At 58.9% G+C, this 13,400-nt stretch carries 14 protein-coding genes and 1 tRNA gene; 8 read left to right on the top strand and 7 right to left on the bottom strand.

The window, feature by feature from the left end; genetic code table 11:
* Positions 1-24: 24 nt before the first annotated feature.
* The 3 genes from ygiD to M2337_RS08215 form a co-directional block, all read right to left on the bottom strand.
* On the bottom strand, positions 25-807 hold the full coding sequence (ygiD, locus tag M2337_RS08225; protein WP_264569825.1) for a 4,5-DOPA dioxygenase extradiol: 783 nt from the start codon (positions 805-807) through the stop codon (positions 25-27).
* A 200-nt stretch (positions 808-1,007) separates the two neighbouring features.
* Positions 1,008-1,493 (bottom strand): VOC family protein, encoded by a 486-nt coding sequence (locus M2337_RS08220; RefSeq protein WP_264569824.1) that lies wholly within the window; start codon positions 1,491-1,493, stop codon positions 1,008-1,010.
* Between the two features lie 122 nt (positions 1,494-1,615).
* The gene (locus M2337_RS08215) at positions 1,616-2,818 is read right to left on the bottom strand and encodes an aromatic ring-hydroxylating oxygenase subunit alpha (protein ID WP_264569823.1); all 1,203 of its coding nucleotides are present in this window, start codon (positions 2,816-2,818) and stop codon (positions 1,616-1,618) included.
* 768 nt (positions 2,819-3,586) lie between these two features.
* Between M2337_RS08215 and M2337_RS08210 the strand changes: the two genes are divergently transcribed.
* Positions 3,587-3,757, top strand: a complete 171-nt coding sequence (locus tag M2337_RS08210; RefSeq protein ID WP_264569822.1) for a hypothetical protein — start codon at positions 3,587-3,589, stop codon at positions 3,755-3,757.
* A 64-nt stretch (positions 3,758-3,821) separates the two neighbouring features.
* Here M2337_RS08210 and M2337_RS08205 read toward each other — a convergent pair whose 3' ends face one another.
* Positions 3,822-4,247, bottom strand: a complete 426-nt coding sequence (locus M2337_RS08205; protein ID WP_264569821.1) for a DUF4145 domain-containing protein — start codon at positions 4,245-4,247, stop codon at positions 3,822-3,824.
* A 468-nt stretch (positions 4,248-4,715) separates the two neighbouring features.
* Here M2337_RS08205 and M2337_RS08200 point away from each other — a divergent pair, with 468 nt between their 5' ends.
* The 5 genes from M2337_RS08200 to M2337_RS08180 all read left to right on the top strand — a co-directional run bounded on the left by M2337_RS08200 (position 4,716) and on the right by M2337_RS08180 (position 8,528).
* On the top strand, positions 4,716-5,306 hold the full coding sequence (locus tag M2337_RS08200) for a recombinase family protein (RefSeq protein WP_264569820.1): 591 nt from the start codon (positions 4,716-4,718) through the stop codon (positions 5,304-5,306).
* Between the two features lie 938 nt (positions 5,307-6,244).
* The gene (locus M2337_RS08195) at positions 6,245-6,511 is read left to right on the top strand and encodes a hypothetical protein (protein WP_264569819.1); all 267 of its coding nucleotides are present in this window, start codon (positions 6,245-6,247) and stop codon (positions 6,509-6,511) included.
* Positions 6,512-6,542: 31 nt separating this feature from the next.
* Positions 6,543-7,100, top strand: coding sequence for a hypothetical protein (locus tag M2337_RS08190; RefSeq protein ID WP_264569818.1), 558 nt, complete (start codon positions 6,543-6,545; stop codon positions 7,098-7,100).
* Positions 7,101-7,102: 2 nt separating this feature from the next.
* Positions 7,103-7,774, top strand: coding sequence for a hypothetical protein (locus M2337_RS08185; RefSeq protein ID WP_264569817.1), 672 nt, complete (start codon positions 7,103-7,105; stop codon positions 7,772-7,774).
* 16 nt (positions 7,775-7,790) lie between these two features.
* Complete coding sequence (locus tag M2337_RS08180) at positions 7,791-8,528, top strand: hypothetical protein (RefSeq protein ID WP_264569816.1); 738 nt, start codon at positions 7,791-7,793, stop codon at positions 8,526-8,528.
* 565 nt (positions 8,529-9,093) lie between these two features.
* On the opposite strand, the gene M2337_RS08175 is transcribed toward M2337_RS08180, so the two are convergent.
* The 3 genes from M2337_RS08175 to M2337_RS08165 form a co-directional block, all read right to left on the bottom strand.
* On the bottom strand, positions 9,094-10,635 hold the full coding sequence (locus tag M2337_RS08175; RefSeq protein WP_319799428.1) for a site-specific integrase: 1,542 nt from the start codon (positions 10,633-10,635) through the stop codon (positions 9,094-9,096).
* Between the two features lie 88 nt (positions 10,636-10,723).
* A tRNA-Ala gene (locus M2337_RS08170) sits at positions 10,724-10,799 on the bottom strand.
* A 109-nt stretch (positions 10,800-10,908) separates the two neighbouring features.
* Positions 10,909-11,238 (bottom strand): TIGR02300 family protein, encoded by a 330-nt coding sequence (locus tag M2337_RS08165; RefSeq protein ID WP_181559142.1) that lies wholly within the window; start codon positions 11,236-11,238, stop codon positions 10,909-10,911.
* A 172-nt stretch (positions 11,239-11,410) separates the two neighbouring features.
* Between M2337_RS08165 and aroA the strand changes: the two genes are divergently transcribed.
* Both aroA and M2337_RS08155 read left to right on the top strand, forming a co-directional pair.
* A complete protein-coding gene (gene aroA / locus M2337_RS08160; RefSeq protein WP_264569814.1) occupies positions 11,411-12,751 on the top strand; it encodes a 3-phosphoshikimate 1-carboxyvinyltransferase in 1,341 nt (446 codons plus the stop codon).
* Positions 12,748-13,377 (top strand): (d)CMP kinase, encoded by a 630-nt coding sequence (locus M2337_RS08155; protein WP_264569813.1) that lies wholly within the window; start codon positions 12,748-12,750, stop codon positions 13,375-13,377. The genes aroA and M2337_RS08155 overlap by 4 nt, the downstream gene beginning before the upstream one ends.
* The last annotated feature ends 23 nt before the right edge of the window (positions 13,378-13,400 follow it).

Below are 13,400 nucleotides of genomic sequence, written 5' to 3'. Positions count from 1 at the left end.
AGTCAGTGTTGGGTTTGTGGAGGCTCAGGAAGCCCCGATGAGAATGCTCGTCATGCCGAGCGATTTGTGATGGATAAAATTGGGGTGCAGCTGCGCTTCCTCACCCGGATGACGCGCACCCAGCACATAGAGCAGCGGCCAGAAATGGTCGGGCGTCGGCACCGAGAGGCGGGCATCGTCGCCCAGCGCCGCGAAATCGATGACGGTCTGCGGCCGATCCGCGACCACGGCATCTAGCATCGTGCTGTTGAACCGGTCAGCCCACGGATAGGGCTCGGCATCCGGGTTGTTCCAGTCCATCGCCGGCAGATTGTGGACGATGTTGCCGGTGCCCATGATGAGCACGCCTTCGTCGCGCAGCGGGCGGAGCATCTGGCCGATCTTCCAGTGCTGCTCGGGCGTGGCATTCACGTCCATGCCCAGCTGCACGACCGGAATATCGGCCTCGGGATAGGCGTGGACGAGCACCGTCCAGGTGCCATGATCCAGGCCCCAATTGGCATCCATATGGACCGGCACCGGATCGAGCAGTTCGGCAACGCGCCGCGCCAGGGCGGGATCGCCGGGCGCCGGATATTGCATGTCGAACAAGGCCTGCGGAAAGGCGCCGAAATCATGGATCGTGCGGGGCTGCGCCATCGCCGTCACGGCCGTGCCGCGTGTCAGCCAGTGCGCCGAGATGCACAGGATCGCCTTGGGCTTGCCGATGCTCTGTGCGATGCCCTGCCAGGCCTGCGTGGTGCTGCTCTGCTCGAGCGCCACCATGGGGCTGCCATGACCAAAGAAGATCAGCGGCAGGCGGCTCATTGTCCGGCTCCTGTTGCGCAGGCGCGCCTTGCGGACAGACAGGGTTGAACTTGTAGGCTCATGGTCGCTTTTGCCTCATGCTTGCCGCTCGGGCCGTTGCATTGGATGACTGGAGGCTATGGGAAGGGTTGCGGCCCGGTCTTGCAGATTGGCGCACAACATGTTGTTCCGCCAACCCGCCAGCGGGCCGCGCGCACCCCTCATTCCTTGGTGAACGTCTCGGGAATCTGCGGATTTTCGCCCGCCTTGCCCCACAGCAGGATCTCATTGCCCCAGGGGTCGACAAAGCAGTGGTTATAGCCGTTGAACTCGGCCCAATAATGGTCGCGCCACAGCAGCGTCGCGCCCAGTTCCTGCGCCGTCGCCAGAATTCGATCCGCCGAATCATCGTCGCTGATCAACACCCAGATGCGCGGCTTGCGGCCATCGCTGGCGATATGGCGCGGCGCGGCGCCTGCCGGGTCGGGATGCGGGCGCATATTGTCGACCTTGGCGATGCCCATGTGGAGATTGCCGATCTCGCTGTCCGTCCCGTCCTTCTTCTTGAAGAAGCCGCCCGGCACCATGCGGTGATAGACGCCCATCGGGCGGGGATCATTCTCCCAGCCGAACACCTGCGCGTAGAATTCGCCGGCAGCATTGGGATCGTCGGCGGGAATATCGAAGAAAATAAGCGAATTGGTCATCATCACCTCTGACTGGACACAAGCCTTTCGGCCGCCGCGCCAGTTAGGCAGCGCGGCGGACGCGAAGCTGTGTCTCCTGCGAACAATGTCTTGATTTAGCCTTCAGGCCGTCGCGCAATGGCTCAGGAGGTCGCGTGCAGCCGCGTGACAGGCGCAGAGGGGCCGCGACGACGGTCCCACTCCTGCTGGTAGCGGTCCACCAGCCACACATTGAGCTGGCGCTGCGCATCTTCCTGCCAGCTGTAGCGCCCGCGCGGGGCGAAGCGGGACGAGAGGCCCTGCTGCACCAGCAGGTCGACATGCAGATCCTGCGCGACGATATCCGCCGTGTGCTCGTCATTGATCCGGCGCTTTTCCTCGAACTCCGGGTCCTCGAAGGCGCTGGGATGATAGAGGCTGCCGAAGGTCAGGCCGTGCGTGGTCGGCGAACGCGCATCCATGATGAGGTAGATCACCACATCGTTGAGCACGACCAGCGAGAGCGTCGGCGGCAGGTTCACGAACAGCAGCCGGCTCTGCTCCTCCTCCGTCAGCTTGGGGAAGACCGGCAGCAGCGCCTTCTCGGTGGGGTTGAAGCTCGCATTGGGATGCGTGGAGCCATTGAGGCGATAATAGCCGGCCGTCTCACGCGGCACCTCGGGGAAGCTCGCCAGCGAACTCGGCACGAAATCGTGCAGCCCCTGGTGGAGCCGGCTGGCATGATAGCCATCATTGTTATTCTCGAACTGGACCTTCCAGTTCCACGGATATTCGTGGGACAGCGGCTCGGGGCCGCGCAGGCTGGCAAACTCGTAATTCGCCACCACCGGCTCGATCGGCCCCATGCGCGAGGCCAGCGATTCCGCTTCCGGATCGAAATTGACGAAGATGAAGCCGTGCCACAGCTCCACCTTGAGCTTGGGCAGATTATACTGCGCCTTGTCGAAATTGCAGGTGCGGCCCATCGCCGGTGCGCCGACCAGCTTGCCGTCCAGATCATAGGACCAGTGGTGATAGGGGCAGGTGAAACCGCGCGTATTGCCCTTGCCTTCCGCCACCAGCATGGCGCGGTGCTGGCACACGGCAGACATGGCCTTGATCTCCCCGTCCCGCCCGCGCGAAATGATGATCGGCTCATTGGCGTGGCTGGTCGTGAAGAAATCCCCGACATCCGCGATCCACTCGTCCCGCCCGACGCACAGCCATTCGCGATAAAACAGCGCGTCCTTCTCGAACTCGTAGAACTCCTGACTCGTGTAGATCTCCGGCGGCAGCGTCTCCGCCTCTTCCGTGGGCTTCACCGAGGAGGCAAAGCTGTCGAAGAACTTGTCGGTCAGAAGAGTCATGTCACATCCTCGCAATTGGCGTCCATGCCGCGCCGCGCGTCCAGTCCCGACCCTCGGCCAGAACCGCCATGCAGCGCGAAGCACCCCAGGCTGAGAAGATGTGTACCAACCGCCGCCACGACTGGCTTTGCGCCGGGCGACCAACTTTTTGTCGAGAGAGGCAGGGTGGACCGGGTGACGCGAAGCTGCGGAGCCAGGTCGGTCGCCGTTAAGAAAGAGCTGAGGATGCGTTCCGGACGCTTCAGACGCAGCGCTGGCCCGACGTCGCACATTCACGACGGGGCACGCTCTATGGCGCCCAACAGGTCTGCGATGAGGGGAATGGTGGAGCCGAGGGGGATCGGTAAAATTTCCACCAAGCATTGGAAAATAAAGACTTTTTCTTAGAGCGCCGGGACGTTTGCACTAGCCCTTTGTACTAGAAAGGGCAATCAAACTTTCGCGTTTCAAATGCCTGTGGATAAATTCGACCGGACTATTGCTTTGTTCCCGAACTGTTCTAGGCTGTCGTCAAGCCTGCAATTTATGCAGCCGACCAGTTTGGAGCAATCAAATGGGACCATAGCTACAAGGTAGATTTTGCTCATTGAGTGACGTCAGAAATTGCAGGCTCCTTGATCCCTAGGCGCTGGTGGCGGCAAAGATTGCAGAAGTATAAAGATAACGGCAACGATAACTGCATGTGCCTCAGGCGCTAACAATCACATACGACGCGATATCTCGAACAAAACTCAATGAATTTGGCTCACCCCTTACAAGGAGGTGAATATGCCGAACGAAAATCCCATGTTCCACATGGATCAGAACTATGACTGGCGGTGGTTTATCACCGACCAGCATGGAAATCTGGTCCTAATGTCGGCGCATTCCTTCTTCAACTTTGAAGATGCGAAACGGGACTACGAACTGGCGTGCTTGCTAATGCCGCAAGTCGCCTAAACTAATTTGAAATTGCAGGTTGGGGCGGTTTGGTCGGGCCGCCCCATTCTTTTGCCAGATGTAGTTAGGCGCGCTCCTGAGCATCATTAGCGGCATTCTTTCCTGCGGCAACGCGCGCCGGGAACACAAACAGAAAATCACCAAGTGCTTTTGCAAACTCAATTGACTGCTTAGCCTCTGCCTCAGTTGCATGAGGATCGTCTAAGTCCGAATGACGCGGCTTATTTGCTTCCAAACGAACGACATGCGCCCACTCAGCCATGTCTGCAGTCAAAACACGGTCGTCGACCGCGATTTTAATCCGCTCGTACACGCTGCCTTTATCGTATCCTTTCTCTTTCAACATAGCATCAACCGCCGATCCGGCTAGCATCACTGCGCCGTCTGGCGCAAATTGTGTGCTGACTGCTTGTTTCAGATAACGCGCCACCTTGTCCGGCAATTCGCCAACTTCAATGCCACCATCCGGTATCATACGATAGGCTGTCACATTATTGCGGTGCAAGTACGCAACGGTATCAGTACGGTTTGCGAAGACCTTCCATAGAGGGGTCCAGAATGCGATTACATTATAGCAAGATGAGCACCGATAAACGAGCCAACCCGGCCCCTCTCCTGAATGCGACTGCCTCGCGTCTACGTAATTATAAAGAAACTCAAGAGTAGGTTTGTACACTTGGCAGTGAGGGCAGCGTTCTAGTTCTGAGAGTGGCTCAGAAAGTCTAATAGACATCAATCCTCCTCGACCTATTTTTATCATTCTTATACGAGCCGGTCACTTAAACAAGAGTGTGCTTATTGTCCCCATAGGGGCCTCGCCCTGCCCTCCTGCATTTCTGAATGTATCGTAATCGACCGAATTTGATACACCTTGCTGGCCTGTATCAGAAACTAGCTTGACAGGCATTGTGATACACTCCAGCTATTGATGCACGTATTCGATACAGGAGCATCAAACATGGCTAGGACATTTGCATACTGCCGCGTCAGCACAGCGGACCAGACCACAGACAATCAGGTGAGAGAGATAGAGGCCGCTGGCTTCTCTATTGATCCTAAGCGTGTGGTCACTGAGACGGTATCGGGGTCGCTGCCAGCTATGGAGCGCAAGGGCTTTGCCAAGCTCCTAGATCGACTGGAGACAGGCGACGTACTGATAGTGACCAAGCTAGATCGCCTAGGCCGCAATGCAATGGACGTGCGGGCTACTGTGGAGATGCTGGCTGGTGAAGGTGTGAAGGTGCATTGCCTCGCACTCGGCGGCACTGATCTGACCAGCGCAGCGGGCAAGATGACAATGGGCGTTATCGCTGCCGTTGCCGAGTTCGAGCGTGATCTATTGATTGAGCGGACACAGGCCGGGCTTAGCCGAGCTAAGGCTGAGGGTAAGATTTTGGGCAGACCGGCAACGCTAACCGATGCTCAGCAAAGCGAGATAGCTGCTAAGCGTAGAGAGGGCGTGAGCTTAGGTGCATTGGCCAAGCAGTACGGTACGAACAGGTCTGCCATTCAGCGCGTTGAAAAGCGCTTACTGATGCCAGAACGATAAATGCCTACCTATTAGCAGAAGGAGCATCTATTCGCATGGTGTATTATTCAAATAGTACAGTAGGTGAATGCAGACACACTTACATATACCCGCTGTTATGTCCGTTTGGATTGAGTGATTTAGTACAGTCAAGCATACCGACGGATGAATTGGTACATACACGCACAACCGCATTTGAATTGGTACACTAATCCAATACCCGCATCTGATTTGATGCATACAAACACAGAACCAAGTCTGATTTGGTACATTAACGCATAACAGCATTTAATTTGAATGCAGACACACTAGCACAGAGCATCGGCCAGTACGGCCTCACAACCTATCATAACGCAGCGTCTGTAAAGCCAGCGCCGGGACCGGGAGGTCTATAAACATCATGACGCATGTAGGCCGTAAGGCTGAGGGCGCATTAGATGCCCTAGGGCTTCTAGTGTGAGCGTCAAACGAGACGGGCAATACAATCCAATGGCTGACCTATGACGGATCATACCAAGGATGTATCTGCTGTTTCCCAGATTTACGTAGGTTCAGCAAAAGCTGCATCTATATGTAAGAGAGGGGAACGAGACGGGATACATCCAATAACTACCTAATCCGGATCATATTATTAACTACTGATATTAGATCGATTAGAGATATCCCTACTCTATGGCTTGTCCTTGAATAAGCCCTGCATGTCATTCCCTGAGAGTGACTATCCCCATCCTTCAGATTGCTCAGTGCCCATCATGCCCATGCTTTTATCCGGGCTGGTATGGTGAGTGACATAGGGTCGGCTAAGCCTTGTGCCTAAGCGCTGAGCATTCTGAGGGATGCCTATGCTTTTGGACTTCCTGTCCAATCCCTCGCCGCTTCCGTGCCTCCAGTTCCGACGCATCCATGAGCGGCATCTCTCTCACTTATTTGGACAACCTGTCCGCCATGAAAGGAGCCTTATGGCTACCCATATTGATGAGGCTGTCCTGCGCACTCCGCAGATTGCTTCCTACCTATCTACTGCTGATCGCCGGATTGTATCTGGCTTCCGCATGGCGCTCGAATTGCTCGGCGTCCCTGTGCCTGAGGCTGCACTGCGCAAGCCAAATGGGCGACCTTCCATAGCTGCCGTCATGGCCGTGTATGACCGGGATAACCGTAGCACCAACACCTACCGGGATGAGCGGCGCAAGGTGGGCATCTTTGCTCCTAAGCCCTCAGCCTGAAACTCCCCATTTAAGGACTTTGCCAATGACTATGAATGCAAGCTCGGCTGCTATCGCGGCTGAGATCGAAACCCTGCGCGCTGATTTGCGGGCTGTGAAAGCTGCTATCGATGTGATGGGTAAGCCCGCTATCGCTAAGGCTGCTGAGATTGAGGCGGCTATTGCTGAGGGCCAGGAGCGCTATGCAACTGCGCTGGCAGATGAGGCTGAGGCGGCACGGACCAAGCGCCTTGCTGAGTTCTCCGATATCAGTGTGACAGTCAGCTATCCCAGCAATGCCGATGGCAATCTGCTGCGCGCCAATTTCACCATAGACTATACTAAGCTGTCTTATGATTACCGACTGAGGGAGGCTGTCCCGACCCGCCACCGCTGCAATGGCTTCACGGCTCTTGCTGATGATGCCTATGAGTATCTTGTGTTCATGCGGCCCGAGGCGATCCCCGCTGATATCATGGCACTGGCTCCCGGTGATCCCCGCGCTGCCTTCAATGAGTATTTCACAGGGAAACGGCGTGGCCTGTTCCGGCCTGCAATGCGGGTGGACAACTGGGCTGGCATCTACACTGCGCCAAGTGCGGCAGCCTGATTGTGGCCGCTCTTTCAAAGGGGCAGGATCGAGCTGCCATTGAGGCAAGCCGCGCCCGTGCCAAGAAGCGCAGACCGCTAGAGCGAGAACGGCTCAAGGCCAACAAGGCCCGCCGTGCGAAGTATGTGGCAGACAAGAAAGCGGCTGCGCTCGTTGCCTCAGAGAGCAAGCCTGCCATTGGCGTCAGGGATCGGTGGCTTGAGCAGAAGGCCAGTCAGCGCCAGCCGATGCCCAAATGGCCTGCCTCGATTGAGCAGCTAACATCAAGTTGCGGGCCTTACGGGGACACGGTTGCCGCCGTTGCAAAACTAGCTGCTGCCCAGCGATGGGCTTGTAATGGCCTGACCGCACCGGGCCATGCTTGCTCAAACCCTGAGGCTGTCATTTATACCAGCCTTGTCCTGTACAGGGCACAGCTATGGAAGGATGCCGGTGTTGAAACCCGTCGCATCCCTGCAAGCCAAGACGTTGCAACCCTACTCGACGACCTGTCCCCAGATAGTCGGTTCGAGGCACTGCTTGTGGTCAACGAGACGATTGCGGAGTGGGAAGCTGCTGGCAGCCCCGGCCTCGACCAGCCTACGCTTTACCTCGCCTATAAGCATCTTGTCGGACGCATATGGAGCGGCGAGCTAGCCCCCTTCAATAGTTGCCCTACCGATCCTCACATTTAATCATAGGAATAAGAACATGACTGCACTGACACCACGTCAGCGGGTCAAGGCCAATGCTGCCTTGTCGTTGATCGCCCTGCATGGGCATAATCCCCGCGCTGTCCAGAATGCCGCTAAGGCTCGCATGGCTGAGGGCTACCCTGCTGCTATTGCTTACACCAAAGCCCTTGAAGCCTTCGCACTCAACGTCCCCTCCATGCGCAATACCCTTGAGATCGCGCTGGAGCTTGTGGGCAAGAGTGACGATGCCACCCTGAGCAAGTATGACGCCGCCCTCAATCACTACAATGCAACCGGGGATGAGGGGCAGCTAGAAGGCCTTGCACCTATGATCGTTGAGGATGCCAAGGCGCTCGCAATCCGCAATGGCGATGCGACCGAGGCCGATACGCTCTATTGGGATATCCAGTCCGCCTTGGGCGTGACGGAGGAAGCATTCTCAGCCGAACCGTACCAGCCTGAGGCACAGGCTCCCGCAGAGCCAGCCGCGCCGCAGCCAAGTTCATTCCAGTTCGGCAACCCGTCCCAGATCGCGCCCACGGCACAGCCTCAGCAGGCCGCACAGGCCCCTCTAGGCTACCTCCAGTCTGAGATGGGGTATCGGCCCCGTCCGACCGGCGAGCAGGCCCGTAGAGAGGCTGGCGTCCCGCTGGGTGGTATCGAATATATCAAGACCGAGATGGGCTACCGAGCGGTCCCGACTGGCGTACAGGCGCGGCGAGAAGCTGGCGTGCCGATAGGATCGGATGCCTGACACTGACAGGCCTTCGCGATGCTAGAATTTTTTGGGGGGGAAACCTGAAAAGGGTTTCACCTCACAATCATACGCTATCATACGCTCCATATCCGGCCTTCCGGTCCACATAAACACGCGCTGACCTGTCCTCCGGTTGATCGTGTCGATAGTCTTCATGCCAGCTACGACATCAAGGTGTTCAAGAGAAATAGTATCCTCATAAAACCTGACAATGCGCGTTCGGAAACAATCACCTTCGCACCAGCGCAGCGAATTTCCATCAATGCGCAGATGCTCAACGGCTCCCACGGGAGGGACGTTAACAGGAGTTGCAAGCGTAACGGTACAGAGAAGGTCAACGCTTGCAATTAGTCCTGCTGCGATAGTTGACATCATTACCCGCGTTCCTTGGTGTTCGTTCGCTAGGATATCCACCTATCATCGCTGAAACCGTGCTGCCAGCTTCTCAGAATTACCCGGTCTGTATGAAGGCCTCAGAAGCTCCACGAAGTCCAACGCCACGAAACGGCACTCGGACACCGGAACATTACAAGAACACATCTGCTAGTCTGCGCAGCGCAATTTAGAGGGTGTTTGATCCTGCTACCCCCGGCAGTTTCAATCCCGGCACTCTGTAAGTCATCAATGCGACCGTGAGGGCGTGGAGATCGTACCCACTCCCATACCCATCGGCTACGTCCTTGCCGGAATGCCCCATCAACTGGCGCTGGATACCTTCCGCGATGCCTGCACGACGCATGTAATCCTTGAAGGTATGTCGGAAGGAGTGAAACACCTTACGGCTATCGGTGACGCCACAGACCTTTCGCAGATACGGCCCAAACCATTCGCCCCACTTGGCTGTAAGGCGTCCATAAATATTCGGCACAAGGTCGGGGAACACCCTGCCCCCTTGATCGCTGAGGCCAGTCACGTAATCGATAAAGCCTAGGCGCTCCAATTCTGGATGCACAGGCACTAGCCGTTCGCTGGCGGCATTCTTGATCCTATTGGCCTGCCCACGCTCATCTGTGCTTTCTGTGATATGTAGGAACCAACCGGCCAGCATGTTGCCATCCTGATCGGGATAGTCATGCTTCTGCACATCGGGCACCCTAAGCTGGCCAATTTCCTCAAGCCGCGCACCTGTGAACAATGCGAGCAAGGGAAGCCAATAAGCCGCTTCCCCCTTCCCTCGCTTGGGGCGCAAGCCTTGGGCATAGACGGGGCTGGCAAAAATGGCCTGTAGCTCTGCAAGAGAGAACGGTAGCCGCTTGTTCTTACCGGCATCTGCGACCTTCACGCTAATACCATCAGCAACGTTCGCAGGCGTTAGATCATTCTGGTATGCCCAGCCGAGCAAGGTGCGAAGGCGCGATAGCTTCATGTTCGTATTGGAGACAGACTGACCTTCGCTCAGTAGCTTATCCTTGAAAGCTAACACGTCCTGCCTAGTGATAAGCTCAACGGACTTACGCTCTGTCCGGGCATAGAACCATTCAGCCACGGACTTATGAGTATCCTTGCCCTTGGCGACCACGCCACGCTCAGCGGCCCAGCGGTCCAAAATGTCGCCATCTAGGAACAGGCCCTTGCCGCTGGTGACAGGCCCCTTCTCTACGGCCTGATTTTGGCTTTCCGATGCGTGCCGATTTTGAAGCTTGAGACGAAGCTCAGCCGCCCCATCCAAGCGGGCAAGCGCAACCTGCTCCTGCATCTCAGCGAGCAACCTAGCCCCCATTGGCTCTAAGGCTAGGCGCTTCTCATATTCGGCAAGCTCGTCGGCCTCACCGTCCAAGCGGTCAAACTCAGCAGAGCGCAGCCCATCCTGCCCCTGCTCATACTCCCATTCCTCCCGCTCACGATCAGTTTGAGCTTGGGATTTGGGCGGCGTTGGCTTTGGGGCAGGCGAACTGGCAGCGTTAAGAGAAGCCCGAGCCTTGCCCAACATGCTCAGCGCGGCCTTGGTATGATCGGGGATCATCCCTTTCGCAGTGTCACGGTCCTTAGTCCCCAGCGACACCTTAAGCTCGCGCTTGCGATCCATATACGGACGCAGTTCCACGGGGACGCCCATGCGGAAATAATAGACCCCGTGGGCCGCGCGGTGAAGATATGAACACATGGCTTTCGTCCTGTACGTTTGTACTAGACGCTCGTTAAAAAGCCTTAAATTCCAATAATTTCTAGGGTTTTCAGAACCCTAGTACAAATGGTGGAGCCGAGGGGGATCGAACCCCTGACCTCTACACTGCCAGTGTAGCGCTCTCCCAGCTGAGCTACGGCCCCGATCATTGCAGCGGCGACGGTGGGTCCGTCGCGGCGAGGCGCTGCCTTTAGGTCAGGCTCTGCCTCGCTGCAAGTCCATTTTTTATGGCGCGCAATCTTTCCTGCGCGCTCAGTTTTCTTCGTCGTTATCGTCGCCGGCATCGACGCCGAGATCGTCATCGCCGCCGAGATCGACGTCGTTGTCGGGCGAGCCTTCGGCCTCATCGACGTCGATGTCGATGTCCAGATCATCGTCCGCCGTGCTTTCCGTATCCGCACCGGCCGCGACCTTCTGCGGCGCTTCCTCGAAGGGCAGCGGCTGCTTGGACTTGAGCACGGGCTCGGGCGTCCAGACGTTGCCGCATTCGATGCATGTCACGGGCTCGTCCTTGCCCAGATCATAGAAGCGCGTTGCGCATTTGGGGCAGGTCCGCTTCGATCCCCATTCAGGCTTCACCATGTGCCGCCTCATCCTTCCAGAGAGTAATAGCCAAGTGCGCGGACAGGCAGGCCTGCCGCGAAGTGTGGGGCGCCTTGCCATAGCGGGCGGGCACTGTCAAAAGCAGTTCGCCATTTTTATTGCCCGCCCTCCTGCTCCGCGCAGCGACGGCCATTTTTCGGACCTGATTTTCATGACTGACATTGCGCGCAACATGCTCTTCGAGCCTGGCGCTCCGCTGCGTGGCACGGTGACCGTGCCCGGTGACAAGAGCATTTCCCACCGATCCCTGATGCTGTCCGCGCTGGCGGTGGGCGAGAGCCGCGTCTCCGGCCTGCTGGAGGGCGAGGACGTGCTGGCGACGGCGGCGGCGATGCGCGCGCTCGGCGCGCAGATCACGCGCGGCGAGGATGGCGTGTGGCGCATTCATGGCGTCGGCGTCGGCAGCCTGACGCAGCCCGCAACCGCGCTCGACATGGGCAATAGCGGCACCTCGACCCGCCTGCTGATGGGCCTGCTGGCGAGCCATGATCTCACCGCGACCTTCGTGGGCGATGCCTCGCTGAGCAAGCGCCCGATGGGCCGCGTCACCACACCGCTCGGGCTGATGGGCGCCGAGTTCATGACCTCGCCGGGCGGCCGCCTGCCTCTCACCATGCGCGGCATCGCCCCAGCGGTGCCGATCGAGTACCGGCTGCCGGTCGCCTCGGCGCAGGTCAAATCGGCGGTGCTGCTGGCCGGACTCAATACGCCGGGCATCACCCGCGTCATCGAGCCGGTGCCGACGCGCGACCACAGTGAGCGGATGCTGCGCGGCTTCGGGGTGGACCTGACCGTGGAGACCGAGGCGGACGGCACGCGGATCATCTCGCTAACCGGTGAGGCGGAACTCGAGCCGCAGACATTGGTGGTGCCGGGCGACCCCTCCTCCGCCGCCTTCCCCGTGGTCGCGGCGCTGATCACGCCGGGATCGGACATCACCGTCACCAATGTCGGCATGAACCCGACCCGCACCGGCCTGTTCGCCATGCTGCAGGCGATGGGCGCGGACCTTACGCTGACCAACCAGCGGGAAGTCGGTGGCGAGCCGGTCGCGGATATCGTCGCGCGCCACAGCACGCTCACAGGCATCGACGTGCCGCCCGAGGTCGCGCCGAGCATGATCGATGAATTTCCGATCTTCTTCGTCGCGGCGGCCTGCGCACAGGGCACCACCCGCACCACCGGGCTGGACGAGTTACGCGTAAAGGAATCGGACCGACTCGCCCTGATGGCGCAGGGCCTCGCCCGCCTCGGCGTGTCGGTAGAGGAGACACCCGACGGCCTCATCATCCACGGGCGCGGTGGTGAGCCGCTGGACGGCGGCAATGAACCGCCGACGATCGGTGCCGATCTCGATCACCGCATCGCGATGAGCTTCGCGGTCGCCGGTCATCACACGCGCGGCGGCCTCATCATCGACGATATGAGCCCGGTCGCGACGAGCTTTCCCGGCTTCACCGACATGCTGGCCACGCTCAAGGGCGCGGCATGATCATTGCCGTCGATGGTCCCGCTGCCTCCGGCAAGGGCACGATCGCGCGGGCGCTGGCGCGGCATTACGGCCTGCCCCATCTCGACACGGGCTTGCTGTATCGCGCCGTCGGCGTGACAGTCGCGCGGCAGGGCGGGGACGCCGACAATCCGGCCGATGCCGCAGCAGCCTGTGCTTTTCCGGATAGCCTGCTTGCCGATCCGGCACTGCGGTCGGAGGAAGCCGGCCCGCTTGCCAGCCGCGTCTCGCGTCACCCGCAGGTGCGCGCGGCGCTGCTGGAGCGGCAGCGTGCCTTCGCCGCACAGCCGGGCGGCGCGGTGCTCGACGGGCGGGATATCGGCACGGTGATCGCGCCGGATGCCGACGCCAAATTGTTCGTCACCGCCAGCCTTGCGGTGCGCGCGCAGCGCCGCCATGCGGAGCTCACCGCCCATGGCCATCCCGTCGCGCTGGAGGCTCTCTCCGCCGACCTCGCCGAGCGTGACGCGCGGGACATGCAGCGCGCCGATGCGCCCCTGAAGCAGGCCCAAGATGCGGACTTGCTGGATACCAGCAATTTGAGTATAGACGCCGCCGTTCAGCATGCGATCGCGCTGGTGGACGCTCGCCTGAAGAGTCGCCATTAGACGGCTTGGATGAGGCGCTTCGC

The sequence above is a fragment of the Sphingobium sp. B2D3A genome (assembly GCF_025961795.1).
Classification (GTDB): Bacteria; Pseudomonadota; Alphaproteobacteria; order Sphingomonadales; family Sphingomonadaceae; genus Sphingobium.
Note: the sequence above shows the minus strand (reverse complement) of the source record. Positions and strands in the feature narration are given on the sequence as shown.